Consider the following 18,361-nt stretch of genomic DNA (forward strand, 5'->3'; position numbering starts at 1 on the left):
GACGTGGTGCCAATGTCGCTCCATGCCTGAGAGCGATTCGGGTTTTCCCGCAGAGCGAGTGCTATTCCAATGAGATTGGTCAAGCTGCGGAATCGCATGCTGGGAACTGCCGCTGGTCTCTTCGTCGGGCTCTCAGTGCACCTGCTGCTGCTCGACGGTCTGGACGGCCTGCTGTTGTCAATGCTCTTCACTCCGAGCACGCAATTCGCCCCCGGCTACTCGTCGCTTGCCTACTGGCGCGTTCATCCCGGAATGAGCCAGGTCGAGGTCGTGAAGTTGCTGGGAGAACCGCTGGATAAGTTCGAGTCGCCAACGCAGGGAAGCCTTTGGCGCTACTCGCGGAGTCCCACCGATTCCCACTATCACCAGCGAACGGTGCGGGTCTCGAATGAGGGCATCGTGACGAAGGTGCACCACGAGTACTACGTTGATTGATGTCCGGCGGGACGGCGCTGGCCCGCGGCGATTGGCCGCCCGCGCTGAGTCCATCAGCCTCCTCGTGGCGCCATCTGCTGGAGCAGTCGCACCGTCTCAGGCGCGGCCAGCGTCGGCGCATACGCGGTGACTGCGACACCGGACACCACCCGAGTGATGTTGTGGTCCACCTTTCCTGGCTGGGACCAGACCTCGCCGGTCGGCGCGGTGATGTACGCGGAGAAGGTGTGGTGGCCGGTACCAGGCCGTTCGCCGATGACGTGGATGAGGGCGCGGTGCCGGGTCCCTTCGGCCAGTCCGCCAAAGAGCACCTCGCCCACCCGGTAGCCCGCGCGCACGCGCCCGGCGGTGAGCACCAGGTGCTCCGGTGCCGGCTGATAGCCCGCCTCGGTCAGCGCCGCGCGCAGGGCCTCCAGGTAGGGCTCCAGGTGCCCGTCGTCCATGATGGCCAGCGCGTTGAGCCCGTCCGACACCATCAATTGGACGTCATAGCGCCCCGCGTGACGCGCCCTGAGCGAGCGCAGCAGCTCCAAGGATGCGGCGTCGAGCTGCTCACCCGTCTCGGGATGGAGGATGTACTCCGTCCGGTTCTGTGACTTGGACACCAGCCGCACGCCCTCGGGCACGGCCGAGATGAACGCGGGCGTCAGCTCCGTCCACAGGCTCTGCTTCGCGTCCGCGTAGACGCGGCGCATCTCCGCGTCCAGCGCCGGCTCCAGGTCCCACGGGTTCGCGCCGTGCCCTCGCGCAATCGGCACGCCGCGCGAGCGCACCTCCGCGAGCTGCCGCTCGGCGTCCGCCCGGATGTCCGCCTCGGAGCGCGCATCCCCCTTCGCACGCAGGTACTGGAGGTAGACCCAGACGGGGTCGCCGAAGTGCGCGGTTGGCTTGCCCTCCGCATCGATGACGCCCAGCCGCTGGAAGAAGGCCCACATCCGGTCATCCACCTTGTAGCCGAACCGCTCGCGGACGCGGACGTGGTCCTGGAACCCGGTGGTGAGGTAGCCCAGCATCGGGTCGTTCTTCGTGGGCAGCGCCATGAGGTACGCCGGGTTCGCCGGCATGATGCGCTCGATGCACCAGTCCAGGTCGTCCAGCGACACGTCCATGTGGAGCGTGGAGCAGACGTCCAGGCCAATGGTGAGCCCGTGCAGCTTGCCCATGGCAATGTCTTCCAGGCAGCAGCGCACGAGCTGCTCGCGGGTGCGGAACACCTCCGGCCCGATGAAGCCCGCCACGTCGTTGAGGTGCACCCACGGCGCCGCGCCCTGCCGCGCCCGGGACACGCGCTGGGCCAGGGCCCTCGCGAAGCCGTACTTGCGCGACTCGTGGAGGACCATGTCGTAACCGTGGCTGTGGCCATTGGTGAAGTCCGCGCCCTGGCCGGTCTCGAAATAGAGGCCATACGGTCCGGTGCGGCCGTCCGCGTAGGCGAGCATCTTCTCCACGGAGATGTCGAAGGTCGCGTTGGCGCTGTCACTGCCAGCGATGCTCTGGAACCAGACGCCCGTGGTGCCGGGCTGCCGGCGCTCCACCTCCGCCTGCACGTCGATGTGCGACAGCACGCAGTGCGGCAGCACGTCCACCAGCCCGAACGTCACCAGCACCTCGTGCAGCGCGGACTCGATGGCGCCCACGGACTCCGGCGTGGAGGACACCGGGTTGCACCCCAGCACCACGTCACCCACGGCATACGAGAATCCGTCGAACACCTGCCAGCGGATGTCGTCCACGTTGTCGGTGGGCGAGTTGGGCTGGATGCGCGCGCCCATGTAGCCCCGCGCACCCACCTTGCTGCCCGGCAGCGGGTTGAACACCTTGCGTCCCAGGGCGATGAGCTCCCCGTCGCTCATCAGCTTGACGACGCAGCCGATGACGTCGCTGCCCAGGCCGGGGCTGATGGCGTGGATGGCTGCTTCGTCGGCGTCCAGGAGGAAGTGCTTCAGCCGGGCCAGGGACCAGTCCGCCACGTGGGCCGCGGCTTGTGGGTCCTCGGCTTCCAGCAGCAGCGCGTGGAGTGAATCCTGGAGCAGCGGGTGCTGCCTCAGGTCCGCGATTCGCGTGTTCCCCAGCAGCCAGCGCGCGTTCTCACGCGACGACTCGTCCGCCGCGGCGACGCCGACCAGCGCATCGCCTTCCTTGAAGGCGTTGGCGGCGCCCAGCACCTGCTTGTAGAGCGTCTCGTCGAAGGCGCCTCGGATGCGCTGGACGTACCGGAACACGTCCTCGCCGCTCCGGACGTCCGGGATGTGGACACCCTCCGGAGGGGGCGTCGGGGCGGGCGACTTGCGGCAGCCCAGGACGGAGGCCGCCGCGCCCCCGACCATCGCGGTCAGCACGGTGCGCCGGTGCAGCAGGATGCGCGGGAGCAGGTCCATGGTCCTTCCTCGCTCGGGACGTGAATCCCGCAAAGCGAACACCCCGCCGGCCTCGCGGAACAAGCCGTCCCGGAAGGCCGCCACGGGGTCATGTAGGGCGCACAACGTGGACCAGCGCTGGAGTCGGAGGCCCTCCGGGGCAGGCCGTGCGCGCATCCCTGGACGGACGCGGGCTCGGCGCCTAGGGTCCGCGCGCAATCATTCCTACCCCCCGAGTGAGAACACCATGGTCTCGGACATCTTCAATCCGGCGCGCTGGAAGGCCGTCGAGGGCTTCAAGTTCAAGGACATCACCTTCCACCGCGCGGTGGACCAGGGCACGGTCCGCATCGCGTTCAACCGGCCCGAGGTCCGCAACGCGTTCCGTCCCCGCACCGTGGACGAGCTGTCCCGGGCGCTGGAGGCCACGCGCTTCATGACGGACGTGGGGTGCGTGCTCATCACCGGCAACGGCCCGTCCCCGAAGGACGGCGGCTGGGCGTTCTGCTCCGGCGGTGACCAGCGCATCCGTGGCAAGGACGGCTATAAGTACGAAGGCGAGGAGGGCGAGTCCGACCCCGCGCGCCTGGGCCGCCTGCACATCCTGGAGGTCCAGCGGCAGATTCGCTTCCTGCCCAAGGCCGTCATCGCCGTGGTGCCGGGCTGGGCGGTGGGCGGTGGGCACAGCCTCCACGTCGTCTGCGACATGACCATCGCGAGCAAGGAGCACGCGGTGTTCAAGCAGACGGACGCGGACGTGGCGTCGTTCGATGGCGGCTATGGCTCCGCGCTGCTGGCGCGGCAGATTGGCCAGAAGCGGGCGCGCGAGATCTTCTTCGTCGGGGCGAACTACTCGGCGGAGGAGGCGTTCCAGATGGGCATGGTCAACGCCGTGGTGCCCCACGCGCAGCTGGAGGAGTTCGCGCTGGAGTGGGCGGCGGAGATCAACACGAAGAGCCCCACGGCCATCAAGATGCTGAAGTACGCCTTCAACCTGCCCGACGACGGCATGGTGGGCCAGCAGCTCTTCGCGGGTGAGGCCACGCGCCTGGCCTACGGCACCGACGAGGCGCAGGAAGGCCGCGACGCCTTCGTCCAGAAGCGCAAGCGCGACTTCAAGCGCTTCCCCTGGTCGTACTGAGGACGCGCCCGCGCCTCACCGCGTTCCGCCGGGCACCGGCCTGGCGGAACGCCCGTGAGGGGCGGCTGACCGCGTCGACCCGAATCCAGGCCGGAGCGTGAAGGGCGCTACGACGCCTTCCACCGGCACCGACGATGAGGCTTCAGCCACCCCGCACGATGTCCAGGATGACGGCGTAGTGCACGCCTGCCGCGGCGACGACGAGCAGGTGGAAGATCTCGTGGTAGCCGAAGACGGTGGGCACCGGGTCGGGCCAGCGGCGCGCATAGATGACCGCGCCCACGGCGTAGAGGACCCCACCCAGCATCAAGCACGCGACGCGGCCCGAGCCAATCACCTCCGGGAGCCGCAGCATCACCGGGGTCGCCACCGCGCCCAGCGCGACGTAGAGCGCCGAGCGCAGCCCTCGCGACGTGTGCACGCCCAGGAGCGTCAGCCCCGCGCCCGTCAGCGCGGCGATCCACATCAACCAGAGCAGATAGCGGCTCGTGTCCCCCGAGGTGTCCAGGGTGGCCATGGGGGTGAAGGAGCCCGCGATGAGGATGTAGATGGCCGCGTGGTCGAAGCGCTGGATGCGGCGGTACGCCTCCAGGCTCCAGGTGAAGCGGTGATAGGTGGCGCTGATGCCGAACATCAGCACCAGGCTCCCGCCGAACACCAGGTCCGCCACGTACTGGGCGCCCCGGGCCGGGATGAGCGCCAGCTGGAGGCACCCGAGCAACGCCGCCACGAAGGCCACGGCGTGGGACACGCCGCGCAGCCGCGGCTTGACGCTCTCGATGAGGAGCAGGGAGTCGATGCCATCGCGGGACGCCATGCGCCTTGCGTAATCATCGCCGGTCACCGTGGCGTCAGCGACCCGCACGTCCGTCCACGTTCTGACGCCTGCTCGGCCCGAGCGTCCAGCGCCGCACGCGAGCGGGTGCGGACGGTAGACACCTCGCGGCCCGACCCGGGACGTCGCCCCGCGCCTGGACGCGGGCTTCATCACCACGGAGGCGGCCGGCGCGTCGACGGGCCGTGGAACACGGCGTCGGTGTGGTTCCCATGGACGTGAGCGAACAGGCGGCTCTTGTGGAATTCCATCGGGTTGCGCCACGGTGATATGGCCCACAGACCCGGGCCCGTGCGTTGGGGGGCGGGAGGCTGACATGAAACCGCACATGCTGACCTTCTTCTGTGAGCTCGAGGCAGGCCCGCTCCGTGAGCTTTTCGCCACGCCCGGCGTCCTGGAGGACCTGTCCGCGCTGGAGGCGGGCGTGAGCCTGGGGCTTATCGACCTGGGGCCGGAGCGGGCCCAGGTGGTCCAGCGATTGAACCGGGTGGGCATCCCCGTCACCGCGTGGCTGCTGTTGCCCACCGAACAGGGGTATTGGTTCCACGCGGGCAACGTGGAGCAGGCCACGGCCCGTTATGACGCCTTCCGGTCCTGGACGCAGGCGCATGGCCTGGTGTGGGAGGGCGTGGGGCTCGACATCGAGCCGGACATCCGCGAGCTGCGGCGGTGGATGGAGGGTGGGTGGCGACAGATGGGCGAAATCGTCCCGCGGCTGGTCCAGGGGCGGCGCGTCCGTGACGCTCGGGACGCGTACTCGCGCCTCATGGAGCGCATCCGCGCGGATGGCTACCGCGTGGACACGTACCAGTTCCCCGTCATCGTGGATGAGCGGGAGTCCCGCTCCTCGCTGGTGCAGCGGCTGGCGGGCGTGCTCGACCTGCGGCCGGACCGGGAGGTGCTGATGCTCTACACCAGCTTCCTGCGCCCCTACGGCCCCGCCGTGCTCTGGAGCTACGGCCCCGGGAGCCAGTCCATCGCGGTGGGCGTGACGGGCGGCGGCGTGGAGTTTCCGGGCGCCTTCGCCGCCAGGCCCCTGGACTGGGCCGAGCTCTCACGGGACCTGCGACTGGCGGTGCGGTGGACGCATGACCTCCACGTCTTCAGCCTGGAGGGCTGCGTGCGCCAGGGCTTCCTGACGCGGCTGAGGACCTTCGACTGGGACGCCCCCGTGGACCCGCCGGTGGCGGCGGCGCGGCGCGTGGATGCCCTGCGCCGCGCGGCGCGGCTGCTGCTCCGCACGAGCGCCTGGGTGCTCCGCTGACGGGCGTGCGGCGGTGCCGGGAAGCCGCCGCGCGTCATGACCGGCGCGCACCGCATCGCGATTGACGCTCGGGGAGTGGGGCGGTGTCATGCGCCCGGCCACCTCCACCCGTTGCCCGGCGTCCTCTCCGGGTTGGGATTCCCATGTCCGACTCTCGCATGACGTCCAAGCTCCTCGGCGCGCTGCTGCTGTCCGTGAGCACGCTCACCGCGGCGCCTTCCTGGGCCGCCGCGCCCGCTTCCACGCCCGTCCCCGTGCCCAACGGGAACTTCGAACTGGCGGGGGGCACGGGTTCGCTCCCCGCGTTCTGGAAGGTCCGGGGGCAGGGGAAGGTATCCGGCTCCGCGGCGGCGAAGGTCGAGGGCAAGCGCGGCCTCGCCATCGAGAACCCGGTCGGCGGTGCCGAGACGACCGTCGAGTCCGAGGCGATGAAGCTCCAGGTGGGCCAGTTGTACCGGCTCAGCGCCTGGGTCCGCACGCGGGGCGTCCAGACGGATCCCCAAGCGCGCTATCCCACGGCCCATGGCGCGTGCCTGTCGATGAAGAGCTTCCCCTTCACCAACTGCTCGCCCGCGCCGGCCACCGAGGCGGGGGGCCGCGCGTCGGTGCTCTTCTTCGCCACCCAGTCCACGGACCGCGTGCAGCTCCACCTGGGCCGCAACGGCAAGGCCACGGGCACCGCGCACTTCGACGACGTGCGCGTGGAGAAGGTGGAGGACATCACCGCCTACATCCCGATGGAGACGGTGCGCTGGGCCGGCAAGGGCTTCCGCTATGACGAGGGCGGCTGGATCTTCGTTCACATCGAGGGCGAGCCCTACGAGCGGGGCCACCAGTTCGGCCAGCTCGTGCCGCAGGAAATCGTCCGCTACATCGAGAAGCTGGGCATCGAGAAGGACAAGACGGACGCGGCCAAGGGCTGGAACCACCAGCGCCTGCTGGCGGACGCGCTCTTCCTGCGCAAGTACGACGCGGAGTACCTGGAGGAGATGAAGGGCATCGCGGACGGCGCGAACAAGGCGGGCGCGAAGTTCAAGGACCGCGAGCTGGACCTGCTGGACATCGTCACGCTCAACTCGGCCGTGGACGCCGGGCAGCTCGCGGAGGCGAACCGGGCCACGGCCACGCCGCTCACCGGCCGAACCTTCCTCAAGGCGGAGGAGGAGGCCGAGCGCGCCGGCAAGGGCGACCACTGCTCGTCCTTCGTGGCCACGAAGTCCGCCACCCCTGACGGCCGCGCCATCATGGGGCAGATCTTCATGTGGGGCGGCTACACGGGCGTGCACTGGGACGTGATGCTGGACGTGCAGCCCACCAAGGGCCACCGCTTCGTGATGCAGACCTTCCCCGGCGGCATCCACAGCGGCTCGGACTGGTACGTCAACGCGTCGGGGCTCGTCATCGGCGAGACGACGGTGGGCCAGTCGCCGTTCGACATGAATGGCTCGCCGCAGAGCAACCGCATCCGCAAGGCCGCGCAGTATGCGTCGTCCATCGATGACGTGGCCCGCATCATGAAGGACGGCAACAACGGCCTCTACACCAACGACTGGACGCTGGCGGACACGAAGACGGACGAGGGCGCCTGCCTGCTGCTGGGGACGAAGAAGACGCGCCTGTGGCGCACCGGCGGCAAGGGGCACGCCGCGGACACGCCGGGCAACCTCAAGGACTTCATCTGGGCCAACAACAACAACCGGGACCTGGAGGTGCGCAAGGAGTACGTGCCCAACCCGGACAACGCCCCGGTGGACCTGGCCTTCAACACCTGGAACCGCGACATCGCCTTCCAGGAGTACTACGCGAAGTACGGCAAGAAGGGCTTCGACCTGGACACCGCCATCCGGATGATGGCCTCCAGCCCCATCAACCGGCCCCATGCGTGTGACGGCAAGGTCACCACGTCCGAGATGGCCCAGAAGCTGATGTTCCTGGCCCACTACGGGAAGACGACGCTGCGCGAGAAGATGGTGGGCGGCCGGTGGATTCCCGACCTGCCCGGCGCCACGCCGCACCTGTCCCTGGGCTACACGGCCTTCAGCCCCGTCGTCGTCGCGGACAAGCTCAAGGCGGCCCACAAGACGTGGAAGCCGCCCGCGGAGCCCACCGCGCTCCCGCGTGACATGTCGAAGGTGAAGGACGTGTTCGCCTTCGACCGGAGCCTGCTGTGGGCCAACACCCTGTTCCCGAAGACGGATGGGGACAACTGGCTGGTCAGCGGCACCGCCGCGTACTGGAAGCTCCTGAAGGAGCTCCCCACGGGGGAAGGCACGTCGGACAAGGCCTTCGAGTACCAGCGCAACGCGCTGGCCGACCTCAACGCGCGCTATCTCTTCACCACCTCGCGCGAGGCGGACGTGGTGCCGGCGACCGCCAAGACGGACTACGGCCGCTACGGCGCGTACCTGCTGCCGCGCATCAAGGGCACCTTCCTGCTGCACCAGCTCCGGCTGCTGCTGGGGAACGCGAGCTTCTCCAAGGCGATGAACTTCCTGCACGGCCGCTACGCCAACAAGGACGTCACCACGGCGGACTTCAAGCGCGCGGTGCTGGAGGCCACCGGCCGGGACGTGGGACCCTTCGTCGCGCAGTGGGTCGAGCAGACGGGGCTGCCGCAGCCGCGCATCCTCGCCAGCGCCACGCAGGTGAAGGACGGCTACGAGGTGACGCTGAAGGTGGAGCAGCCCGGCTCGCGTCCCTGGCACTTCGTCACGCTGGTGGAGGTCCGCACGGCGAAGGGCGCCACGCTGGAGCGCGTGGAGGTGAAGGCCGCCCACGAGACGTTCACCTTCCGCACGGCCGAGGCGCCCGTCCGCGTGGTGTTCAACGCGGCCAATGACATTCCCGTGCCTCGCGAGCGCTTCCAGACCCTGACGAACCAGCTGGATGCCTGGGAGCGGCTGCTGCTGGTCCACGGTACGGCGCGTCAGACGGAGTCCATGCGCACGCTGGCGCTGGGCTATCGCGAGGTGCTGGCGGACGCGTTCGTGGAGTACCTGCTGCCCATCAAGCCGGATGCCGAGGTGACGGACGCGGAGCTGGCGGACCGGGACCTCATCCTCTTCGGCGGTGCGGAGGACCACGCGCTGATTGCGCGGCTGGTGGGCAACCCGAAGCTGCCCGTGGAGCTGGGAACGCGCTACTTCCGCTGGCAGGGCAAGACGTATGGCCGCCCGGATGATGGCCTGGCCGTGGCGTTGCCGAATCCGTGGAATCCGAAGAGGTCGCTCTACCTGTTCCTGGCCAACAGCGGGCTCCAGCTCTGGCACATGACGCGCGCCTACCACCGCGGCATGCCCGGCTGGGCGGTGTTCCGGGGCGGGGAGGTGACCGCCAAGGGCTTCCACGACCTGGAGGCGCTGGCGCAGGACGTCACCGTGGCGCCGGCGGCCCCGCCGTCCCAGGCCCCGGTGCCGGGACCCGTGCTGGGCCAGAAGAGCGAGTAGCCCAGCGCTCCGAGGGGCCCCACCGCGCGGAAGGTGCGAGCAGGGCCCTGCCCATGGAATAGGGTGTCCGCCAGAATGTTCTTCCTGCCTGCCCGGAGGGACGACAACCCTCCGCGTCTGGCAGCATCTGCCGCCCCTCATTCCTCTCGGAGCCGCATTGAGCCCCAAGAAGATCCTCGTCCGCCGCGCCTGGGCCAGCAGCGCCCTCGGTACCTTGCTCCTCACCGGCTGTGCGTCCACGCAGCAGCCGGCGCCCTCGGATGACGCGCCCCCGCCCGCCGTCCCCGCTCCTGCCTCCGCGCCCGCCGCCAAGGCGGCCTCGGCGGCGGCCGTGCGCTCGCTGGGCGTGGAGCTGAAGAACCTGGACCGCAGCGTCCGGCCGCAGGACGACTTCTACACCTTCGTCAACGGCAACTGGCTGAAGACGACGCCCATCCCCGCGGACCGCGCCCGCTACGGCACCTTCATCGAGCTGGCGGACAAGGCCGAGCTGGCGATGCGCGCCATCATCGAGGAGTCCGCCGCGGCGAAGGAGCGCCACCCGGGCTCCACCGCGCAGAAGGTGGGCGACCTCTACAACAGCTTCATGGACACCCAGCACATCGAGTCGCTGGGCCTGAAGCCGGTGAGCGACGAGCTGCAGCGCGTGAAGGCCCTGAAGCGCGCGGATGCGCTGCCGGAGCTGTTCGCGGACATGCTCCGCGAGGGCGTGCCGGTGCCCTTCGGCATCTACGTGGGCCAGGACCAGAAGCAGGCCACCCGGTACATCGTCTACGCCACGCAGCTGGGCCTGGGCCTGCCGGACCGGGACTACTACACCAAGCAGGAGCCGCGCTTCGTCGAGGTCCGCGCCGCGTACGTGGCCTACATCGAGAAGCTGCTCTCGCTGGCGGGTGAGAAGAACGCGAAGAAGGCCGCCCAGGACGTCATGGCCTTCGAGACGGCGCTGGCCGCGAAGCAGTGGGACCGCGCGCGCAACCGCGACCGGGAGAAGACGTACAACCTGAAGAGCGTCGCGGAGCTGGACGCGCTGACGCCGGGCTTCTCGTGGGCCCGCTTCCTCAAGGCGTCGGGCGCCGAGGCCACCCCGGGCGTCATCGTCCGCCAGCCGGACTACTTCGAGGCCCTGGCGGGGCTGCTGAAGTCCACGCCGCTGCCAGTGCTCAAGCACTACCTGGCCTTCAAGGTGCTGGACACGCGCGCGCCGCTGCTCAGCAGCGCCTTCGAGCAGGCGCACTTCGAGTTCCGCGGCAAGACGCTCCAGGGCCTGGAGGAGAACCGCCCGCGCTGGAAGCGTGGCGTGGCCCAGGTGAACGACGTCGTCGGCGAGGCGGTGGGCCAGCTCTACGTGGAGCGCCACTTCAGCCCCGACTCCAAGAAGCGCATGCAGGAGCTGGTGGCCAACCTGCGCGAGGCCTTCCGCCAGGGCATCGACAAGCTGGACTGGATGAGCCCCGCCACCAAGGCGCAGGCCCAGGCCAAGCTGGCGAAGTTCGGCGTGAAGATTGGCTACCCGGACAAGTGGCGGGACTACTCGAAGCTGGACATCGTCGCGGGTGACCTGGTGGGCAACGTCCGCCGGGGCGAGCTGTTCGAGCACGAGCGCGCGGTGGGCAAGCTGGGCAAGCCCATCGACCGCGAGGAGTGGGGCATGACGCCGCAGACGGTGAATGCCTACTACAGCTCCACGATGAACGAGATTGTCTTCCCGGCCGCCATCCTCCAGCCGCCGTTCTTCAACCCGGAGGCGGACGACGCGACGAACTACGGCGCCATCGGCGGCGTCATCGGCCACGAGTTCAGCCACGGCTTCGACGACCAGGGCAGCCGCTCCGACGGCGACGGCAACCTGCGCGACTGGTGGACGCCCGAGGACAAGTCCGGCTTCGAGCAGCGCACCAACATGCTGGTGGCGCAGTACAACGGCTTCAGCCCGCTGGAGGCCATGAACGTCAACGGCAAGCTGACGCTGGGGGAGAACATCGGCGACCTGAGCGGCCTCACCGTGGCCTACCAGGCCTACAAGCTCTCCACCCAGGGCCAGACGCCGCCCGTCATCGACGGCTTCACGGGCGACCAGCGCTTCTTCCTGGGCTGGGGGCAGATCTGGCGCGGCCTGTACCGGGACGATGCCATGCGGCAGATGCTGCTGACCGACCCCCACTCGCCGCCGCAGTACCGCGTCAACGGCGTGGTGCGGAACATGCCCGAGTTCTACGAGGCCTTCGGCGTCAAGCAGGGCGACGGCAGCTGGCTGCCGCCCGAGCAGCGCGTCAAGATCTGGTAGCCCCCGACGGCGGGGCCGGTGGACAGCGGCCACGGACTGTCTAGGCTGGAGGCGTGAACGCCCTCGTCCTCCGGCTCGTCTGTGGCCTGCTGTTCGCCGTCCTGGTGTCAGGGGCCATCGTGAGGCCCCCTGACAACCTCACGCAGGGGCTGGGAATGCTGCTCCCGGCCACCATGCTGCTGGGCGTGGCCATCAAGGGGCCACGCCGCTCCATCATCCCGAAGCGGCGCGCCCAGACCCCGAAGGGCAGCGAGCCGCCCGGGGTCTGAGCGTCAGCGGAAGGTTCGCTCCATCTCGATGTCCGCGCGGTCGTAGCCCGTGTCGCGCGACACGGCGTCCCCCTGGCGCGTCGTCACGAAGCCGTGGCGTCGGTACAGGGCCAGCGCGGGCGCCAGCTTCGTGTTGGACACGAGGTACACCCGGCGGGCGCCATGCGCCTGGGCCCACTGGAGCACGGCCTGCATCAGCGCGTGCCCCAGGCCCAGGCCGCGCGCCTCGGGGGCCACGGCCATCTTGCACAGCTCGAAGGTGTCTTCCGTCTCGCGGCGGAGCGCACAGGTGCCCAGCACCTGACCGTCCACGAGGGCGAAGAAGACCTCGCCCCCGGGCGCCACGAACGTTCCATCGGGGTCCGCGAAGCTCTCCAGGTCCGCGGGCTCCAGCCGGAAGTGCGCTTCAATCCACTCCCGGTTGAGCCGCGCGAAGTCCTCGCGGTAGCGCGCGTCCCAGGTGATGACCGCCGGGGAGGGCATGAGAGCGCTCAGGCCTTCTTCGCCGCCGCCGACGGCTTGTTGATGTTGGCGAAGAAGTCGTTGCCCTTGTCATCCACGACGATGAAGGCGGGGAAGTCCACCACTTCAATCTTCCAGACGGCCTCCATGCCCAGCTCGGGGTACTCCAGCACCTCGACCTTGGTGATGCAGTCCTTCGCCAGCCGGGCCGCCGGGCCGCCGATGGAGCCCAGGTAGAAGCCGCCGTGCTTCTTGCACGCCTCGGTGACGGCGGGCGAGCGGTTGCCCTTGGCCAGCATCACGAAGCTGCCGCCCGCGGCCTGGAACTGATCCACGTACGCGTCCATGCGGCCGGCCGTCGTCGGGCCGAAGGAGCCGGACGCATAGCCTTCCGGCGTCTTCGCCGGGCCGGCGTAGTAGACCATGTAGTCCTTCAGGTACTGCGGCATGCCGTGGCCGGCGTCCAGGCGCTCCTTGATCTTCGCGTGGGCGATGTCGCGCGCCACCACCAGCGGGCCGGTGAGGGACAGGCGCGTCTTGATGGGGTAGCGCGACAGCTCGGCGCGAATCTCGCTCATGGGGCGGTTGAGGTCGATCTTCACCACCTCGCCGCCGAGCTGGCTGTCCGTCGTCTCCGGCAGGTACTTCGCCGGGTCGGTCTCGAGCTGCTCCAGGAAGATGCCGTCCTTCGTAATCTTCCCGAGAATCTGACGGTCCGCCGAGCACGACACCGCGATGGCCACCGGGCAGGACGCGCCGTGGCGGGGCAGGCGGATGACGCGCACGTCATGGCAGAAGTACTTGCCGCCGAACTGCGCGCCAATGCCGGTGCGCTGCGTGAGCTTGAGGATCTCCTGCTCCAGCCCGACGTCGCGGAAGCCGCGGCCCAGCTTGTTGCCCTCGGTGGGCAGCGAGTCCAGGTAGCGCGCCGAGGCGTACTTGGCCGTCTTCAGCGCGTACTCGGCGGACGTGCCGCCGATGACGATGGCCAGGTGGTAGGGCGGGCAGGCCGCGGTGCCCAGCGAGCGGATCTTCGCGTCCACGAAGCTCAGCAGGCTCTGCGGGTTGAGCAGCGCCTTCGTCTCCTGGAAGAGGTAGCTCTTGTTGGCGGAGCCGCCGCCCTTGGCCATGAAGAGGAACTTGTAGGCGTCACCGTCCGTCGCGTAGAGCTCGATCTGCGCGGGCAGGTTGTTGCCGGTGTTGACCTCCTTGTACATGTCGAGCGGCGCCATCTGCGAGTAGCGCAGGTTCGACGTCTGGTACGTGTCGAACACGCCGCGGGAGATGGCCTCCTCGTCATTGCCGCCGGTGATGACGTACTGGCCCTTCTTGCCCATGACGATGGCGGTGCCCGTGTCCTGGCAGGAGGGCAGCACGCCGCCGGCGGCGATGTTGGCGTTCTTCAGCAGCTCCAGCGCCACGAAGCGGTCGTTGGACGACGCCTCGGGGTCTTCGAGGATGTTGGCCAGCTGCTGCAGGTGCCCGGGGCGCAGCAGGTGCGCGATGTCGCGCATGGCCTCGCGGGTGAGCAGGGTGAGCGCCTCGGGCGCCACCTGGAGGAAGGTGCGGCCACCGGCTTCGAACGTGGAGACGTGGTCCTTGGACAGCAGCCGGTACGGCGTCTCGTCCTTGCCCAGCGGGAGCATTTCCTGGAACTGGAAATCGGTCATGGCCCATAGGCGTAGCGCTCTTGCGGCCCTCGTGGGTAGCCGGAACGCAGCGGGGAGAAAATCTCTCCGCATGGGAGCTACAAGTCCCTTCACTCCTGAAACAGCCTGATACAGGGACGGGGAGGGGGCTCACGGAGGGTCGACTGGTCGTCAGCTCAGGTGGCGGACAACTCGCGGAGGCGCCAGGTTGTGCGATGCTGTGAGCCCCCGTGGCCGCCATCTCCGCTCAAGTCTCTCTTCTCGTTTTCATGGGTCTGCTCGCCGCCTCCGCGCGCGCCGCGGAGCCGTCCGCCGTGGAGCAGCGGGCGCGCGAGGACCTGGACCGGCAGCTCCAGGAGATGGTGAAGACGCCGCCGCCGGAAATCATCATCTCCTTCGAGGGCCTGCCCGGAGCGGGCACGTCCAAGGGCTACAAGCTGGTGGAGGCCGACTTCCTGGTGAATGGCCAGCCCCTGGCCATCCCCGGGCTCGACAAGCTCAACGGCCCGGGGCAGCACCGGCTCGCCGTCCTCACGGTGGAGGAGGGCTCGTACACGCTCGTCTCCCACGTCACCTATGCCAACGAGTCCTGGAACCTCTTCAGCGAGGAGAGCGGGTTCCTCTGGAAGCTGACGGCGTCGGTGACGGTGCAGGTGCAGCGCGGGTTGCGGGCACGGGTGCGGGTGCTCCCGGCCATCAACCCCACGGCGCCGGACCCCCGGCTGAAGCTGAAGCTGTCCCATGACGTGACAGCGGAGATGACGGTGCCGCTGGCGGACGTGGCGGTTCCGGACAAGGTGGACGTGGGAGCGCCCGCGGTGGCCCAGGCGCCCGCCAAGACGCCGCCCCCGCCGGTATCCCCCGTCAGCACGCCCGTGGCGGCCGCGCCGCCCGTGACCGCGCCGGTGAAGGCCGTGGAGGCGCCGGAAGAGGGGCCCGTGGCCCCCGCGAAGCTCCTGCTGAAGGTGCTGGCCGGGAAGCGCCCCGCCGCGGCGACCGTGTATCTGCGGTCGGCCTCGGGGGCGCCTCAGCGGGTGGTGCTGGACCGCAAGGCGCGCAAGCCGGTGGAGGTGATGTTGCCGCCGGGCGACTACCGGGTGGACGTCCTCTCCCAGGGATACCTGGCGCAGACGCGGAAGGTGACGCTCTCGCGGGAGGCGGCGCCGACAGTGGCGTTCGCCCTGGCGAGGGCGCCGGTGAAGAAGTCGCAGAAGGCCCAGGTGAAGAAGGAGGTCGTGGTGCTGCCTCGGCCTCCGCGCTTCGCGGAGAAGCAGGCCACGCCGCGAAAGGGCTCCACCGCGGGGTTGGCGCTCCTGGTGGACATGCTGGTCCGCGACGAGAGCCTCCGCCTGCGCATCGAAGGGCACACGGACAACCGGGAGCGCCCGGCGAGTGCCCGGAAGGCGCTGGCCGAAGCGCGCGCCGAAGCCGTGGCCAAGGCCCTGGTCGCGGCGGGGTTGGATGCGTCGCGCATCGAGACGACGGGCCTGGGGGATGCGCGGCCGAAGGCGCCGAACCTGCTGCCGCGTGGGCGGGAGCTGAACCGGCGCGTCGAGTTCGTGTTGCTGCGCTCGAAGTAGCAACGCGGCACGTGGGCAGCGATGGCCACCCGAGGCGCGTCCTACGTGACGTCGCACCTCCAGGGCCAGGGCACCGCCGAACTACGCCGCTCAGCCCGGTGCCGTAGGTCCCCACCCGAGGCGAGTCCTCAGCCCGGTGCGTAGGTCCCCACCCGAGGCGCGTGCTGCGACGTGCGCGCCGCTTCCGCGCTTCCAGGGCACCGCCGAACCACGCCCCTCAGACCGGTACGCCGGTCCCCACCCGAGGCGCGTGCTGCGACGTGCGCGCCGCTTCCGCGCTTCCAGGGCACCGCCGAGCCACGCCCCTCAGACCGGTACATCGGTCCCCATGAGCCCGCCCGGGGGGCGGTCGTTCATCGGCCCGTCTCCGTTCCCGGCTGTGCGAGGCTCACGGCCCGGGATGGTGTCAACACCGTCCCGGGTTGAGGGCCCGGACGCTCCGGAGGTGCGCATTGAAGCCTGGTTCCGTGGACACGCTGCTGCGTGAGCTGACGGCGGAGTTGCCGCCGGAGGTCGTGGTCACCGACGCCGACGTGCTCGAAGCACACCGCTGGGACCAGGCCGAGTGGGCGCCGGCCGGTACACCTGGCGTCCTGGTGCGGCCCGCCTCCACAGCCCAGGTGCAGGCCGTGCTGCGCATTGCCACGGCGCTGCGCGTTCCGGTGGTTCCCCGGGGCGCGGGCTCGGGCCTCTCGGGTGGAGCGAACGCGGTGGATGGCTGCATCGTCCTGTCGCTCGCGCGGATGAACCGCGTGCTGGAGGTGGACCGTCGCGGCATGTTCGCGGTGGTCCAACCCGGGGTGCTCAACGCCGCCGTGAAGGCCGCCGCGGCGGAGCAGGGGCTCTGGTACGCCCCCGACCCGGCGAGCTGGGAGTTCTCCTCCATCGGAGGCAACCTCGCCACGAACGCGGGAGGCCTGTGCTGCGTGAAGTACGGCGTGACGGGGGACGCGGTGCTGGGGCTGGAAGCCGTGCTCGCGGATGGCTCGGTGGTCCGAGCAGGTGGTCGCACGATGAAGAGCTCGGCGGGGTACGGGCTGACGCGGCTCTTCGTTGGCTCCGAGGGCACGCTCGGGGTCATCACCGAGGCCACGCTCAAGCTGAGGCCACGGCCGCCCCCGGCCACCACCCTGCTGGCCGCGTTTCCGACGCTGGTCGCCGCGGGTGTGGCGGTAACGGACATCATGGCCTCCACGCGCCCGTCGCTCCTGGAGCTCATGGACCGCACCACGGTCCGTGCGGTGGAGTCCCACGCGGCCATGGGATTGGATGTAGAGGCCGCGGCGTTGCTGCTGGCGCGCTCGGACGCGGGGGGCCAGCAAGGCGCCGAGGAGACGGCCGCCATGGCCGCCGCATGTGAAGCCGCGGGCGCGACCTTCGTGGCCCAGTCCACGGACCCGGCCGAGGGTGACCTGCTGATGCAGGCCCGCCGCCTGGCCTATCCCGCGCTGGAGAAGCAGGGCGCCACGCTGCTCGACGATGTCGGCGTTCCGCTGTCGCGCATCGCGGAGTTGCTGTCCGCCATCGAGCGCATCGCGTCCGAACGCGGTGTCCTCATCGGCACCTTCGGCCACGCGGGCGACGGCAACATGCACCCGACGGTGGTCTTCGACCGCAACGACGCCGGCGAGCTGATACGGGCGCGGGCGGCGTTCGACGACATCGTCAGCGCGGCGCTGTCGCTGGGGGGCACCATCACCGGCGAACACGGCGTGGGGGCGCTAAAGCGGCCCTTCCTGGGCGAGCAACTTGGAGAGGGCGGCCTCCAGATGCACCGCGCCATCAAGGCGGCGCTGGACCCGCTGGGCATCCTCAACCCAGGCAAGGTCTTCTGAACGGGCTTCAGCGGTGCGCGGTGGGCGCGGGCTTCACGAGGTACCGGCCCGTCTTCGGATCGACCGACGTCACGGGGACCCGCCGCAGCGCCTCGAACTGGCTGTAGGCCGGCTCGAGGCTTCGCCAGAAGGCCGCGAGGGGTGACTCCGGAGGCAGGTCTTTCGTCAGCGCCGCCAGGCCCGCGGCATCCAGCCGGCGCGGGAAAATGTGGATGGGCACGTCGCGCTTCGTCTTCGTTCGGGTGTCCAACGTGATGAGATACAGCTCCTCGATGGGGCCGTTCTCGATGGCGATGCAGCCGATGCTCACGCAGCTGCCATGAATGTAGATGTCACCGCCGAGCGGCACCCCGGCCACCTTGTGGAAGCGGTCCGCGGCGTTCGGGTAGCTGACGCGCATGGACAGGTGGAAGCTGCTCTTCGGATTGAAGAGGTCGATGGTGTAGAAGCCCTCCGGCACCTGCTCGTCCCCCTGACGCCGCTTGGGGCCCAGCACGCCGGATGCAGCGCAGAATGGATACGTCTGCACCTTCACCAGGGCACCGGTCCGCGAGCCCGCCCAGACCTCCAGCTCGCGCTCGTGCTTGAAGGCCCTCAGATAGAGCTGCTCGGGGGGCCAGGAGACACCCGCTTTGCTGAAGAGCGCGGCGACCTGCTTCGACCGCGCCTCGCGCGCCGCGGCCACCCGGTCCGCGGCATGGCAGGCGGGGGCAACGAGCAATACCCAAAGGACCGTGGCGAGGAATCGCATGCGACCGGGAGCCTCCTGATTCGGACCTCCAGCCATGGCGGCCGGACGTC

13 protein-coding genes are annotated in these 18,361 nt (G+C 69.7%); 8 read left to right on the plus strand and 5 right to left on the minus strand.

Annotation, left to right across the window (positions count from 1 at the left end):
• The first annotated feature begins 69 nt into the window (after positions 1-69).
• Positions 70-435, plus strand: coding sequence for a hypothetical protein (locus VZL07_RS30835; RefSeq protein ID WP_426751522.1), 366 nt, complete (start codon positions 70-72; stop codon positions 433-435).
• Positions 436-488: 53 nt separating this feature from the next.
• Here the strand turns inward: VZL07_RS30835 and eutB are convergent, their stop codons facing one another.
• Positions 489-2,813 (minus strand): ethanolamine ammonia-lyase subunit EutB, encoded by a 2,325-nt coding sequence (eutB, locus tag VZL07_RS30840; RefSeq protein ID WP_426751523.1) that lies wholly within the window; start codon positions 2,811-2,813, stop codon positions 489-491.
• A 226-nt stretch (positions 2,814-3,039) separates the two neighbouring features.
• Between eutB and VZL07_RS30845 the strand changes: the two genes are divergently transcribed.
• Positions 3,040-3,933: a 1,4-dihydroxy-2-naphthoyl-CoA synthase gene (locus VZL07_RS30845; RefSeq protein ID WP_426751524.1), complete on the plus strand. Its 894-nt coding sequence runs from the start codon at positions 3,040-3,042 to the stop codon at positions 3,931-3,933.
• Positions 3,934-4,075: 142 nt separating this feature from the next.
• Here VZL07_RS30845 and trhA read toward each other — a convergent pair whose 3' ends face one another.
• Complete coding sequence (gene trhA / locus VZL07_RS30850) at positions 4,076-4,750, minus strand: PAQR family membrane homeostasis protein TrhA (RefSeq protein ID WP_426751525.1); 675 nt, start codon at positions 4,748-4,750, stop codon at positions 4,076-4,078.
• A 334-nt stretch (positions 4,751-5,084) separates the two neighbouring features.
• Between trhA and VZL07_RS30855 the strand changes: the two genes are divergently transcribed.
• The 4 genes from VZL07_RS30855 to VZL07_RS30870 all read left to right on the plus strand — a co-directional run bounded on the left by VZL07_RS30855 (position 5,085) and on the right by VZL07_RS30870 (position 12,034).
• On the plus strand, positions 5,085-6,032 hold the full coding sequence (locus tag VZL07_RS30855; RefSeq protein WP_426751526.1) for a hypothetical protein: 948 nt from the start codon (positions 5,085-5,087) through the stop codon (positions 6,030-6,032).
• Positions 6,033-6,175: 143 nt separating this feature from the next.
• On the plus strand, positions 6,176-9,478 hold the full coding sequence (locus VZL07_RS30860; RefSeq protein ID WP_426751527.1) for a C45 family autoproteolytic acyltransferase/hydolase: 3,303 nt from the start codon (positions 6,176-6,178) through the stop codon (positions 9,476-9,478).
• Positions 9,479-9,635: 157 nt separating this feature from the next.
• Entirely contained in the window at positions 9,636-11,765 is a 2,130-nt protein-coding gene (locus tag VZL07_RS30865; protein ID WP_426751528.1) for a M13 family metallopeptidase, read from the plus strand.
• A 53-nt stretch (positions 11,766-11,818) separates the two neighbouring features.
• On the plus strand, positions 11,819-12,034 hold the full coding sequence (locus VZL07_RS30870) for a hypothetical protein (protein WP_426751529.1): 216 nt from the start codon (positions 11,819-11,821) through the stop codon (positions 12,032-12,034).
• Between the two features lie 3 nt (positions 12,035-12,037).
• Here VZL07_RS30870 and VZL07_RS30875 read toward each other — a convergent pair whose 3' ends face one another.
• Both VZL07_RS30875 and VZL07_RS30880 read right to left on the minus strand, forming a co-directional pair.
• Complete coding sequence (locus tag VZL07_RS30875; protein WP_426751530.1) at positions 12,038-12,517, minus strand: GNAT family N-acetyltransferase; 480 nt, start codon at positions 12,515-12,517, stop codon at positions 12,038-12,040.
• Positions 12,518-12,525: 8 nt separating this feature from the next.
• Entirely contained in the window at positions 12,526-14,166 is a 1,641-nt protein-coding gene (locus tag VZL07_RS30880) for a fumarate hydratase (protein WP_426751531.1), read from the minus strand.
• Between the two features lie 248 nt (positions 14,167-14,414).
• On the opposite strand from VZL07_RS30880, the gene VZL07_RS30885 reads away from it, so the two are divergent.
• A complete protein-coding gene (locus VZL07_RS30885) occupies positions 14,415-15,725 on the plus strand; it encodes an OmpA family protein (RefSeq protein ID WP_426751532.1) in 1,311 nt (436 codons plus the stop codon).
• Between the two features lie 452 nt (positions 15,726-16,177).
• Positions 16,178-17,560, plus strand: coding sequence for an FAD-binding oxidoreductase (locus VZL07_RS30890; RefSeq protein ID WP_426751533.1), 1,383 nt, complete (start codon positions 16,178-16,180; stop codon positions 17,558-17,560).
• Between the two features lie 7 nt (positions 17,561-17,567).
• Here the strand turns inward: VZL07_RS30890 and VZL07_RS30895 are convergent, their stop codons facing one another.
• Positions 17,568-18,311 carry a L,D-transpeptidase family protein gene (locus VZL07_RS30895; RefSeq protein WP_426751534.1) on the minus strand — a complete coding sequence of 248 codons (744 nt, stop codon included), beginning with the start codon at positions 18,309-18,311 and terminating at the stop codon, positions 17,568-17,570.
• Positions 18,312-18,361: the final 50 nt, after the last annotated feature.

Source organism: Pseudomyxococcus flavus (assembly GCF_050038885.1).
GTDB lineage: Bacteria > Myxococcota > Myxococcia > Myxococcales > Myxococcaceae > Myxococcus > Myxococcus flavus.

Bases quoted from the DNA above. Each gene is read 5' to 3' on its own strand.
- VZL07_RS30855 (WP_426751526.1), top strand. From the start codon at position 5,085: ATGAAACCGCACATGCTGACCTTCTTCTGTGAGCTCGAGGCAGGCCCG.
- VZL07_RS30880 (WP_426751531.1), bottom strand. From the start codon at position 14,166: ATGACCGATTTCCAGTTCCAGGAAATGCTCCCGCTGGGCAAGGACGAG.
- VZL07_RS30845 (WP_426751524.1), top strand. From the start codon at position 3,040: ATGGTCTCGGACATCTTCAATCCGGCGCGCTGGAAGGCCGTCGAGGGC.
- VZL07_RS30860 (WP_426751527.1), top strand. From the start codon at position 6,176: ATGTCCGACTCTCGCATGACGTCCAAGCTCCTCGGCGCGCTGCTGCTG.
- VZL07_RS30835 (WP_426751522.1), top strand. From the start codon at position 70: ATGAGATTGGTCAAGCTGCGGAATCGCATGCTGGGAACTGCCGCTGGT.
- eutB (WP_426751523.1), bottom strand. From the start codon at position 2,813: ATGGACCTGCTCCCGCGCATCCTGCTGCACCGGCGCACCGTGCTGACC.
- VZL07_RS30885 (WP_426751532.1), top strand. From the start codon at position 14,415: ATGGGTCTGCTCGCCGCCTCCGCGCGCGCCGCGGAGCCGTCCGCCGTG.
- VZL07_RS30875 (WP_426751530.1), bottom strand. From the start codon at position 12,517: ATGCCCTCCCCGGCGGTCATCACCTGGGACGCGCGCTACCGCGAGGAC.
- VZL07_RS30895 (WP_426751534.1), bottom strand. From the start codon at position 18,311: ATGCGATTCCTCGCCACGGTCCTTTGGGTATTGCTCGTTGCCCCCGCC.
- trhA (WP_426751525.1), bottom strand. From the start codon at position 4,750: ATGGCGTCCCGCGATGGCATCGACTCCCTGCTCCTCATCGAGAGCGTC.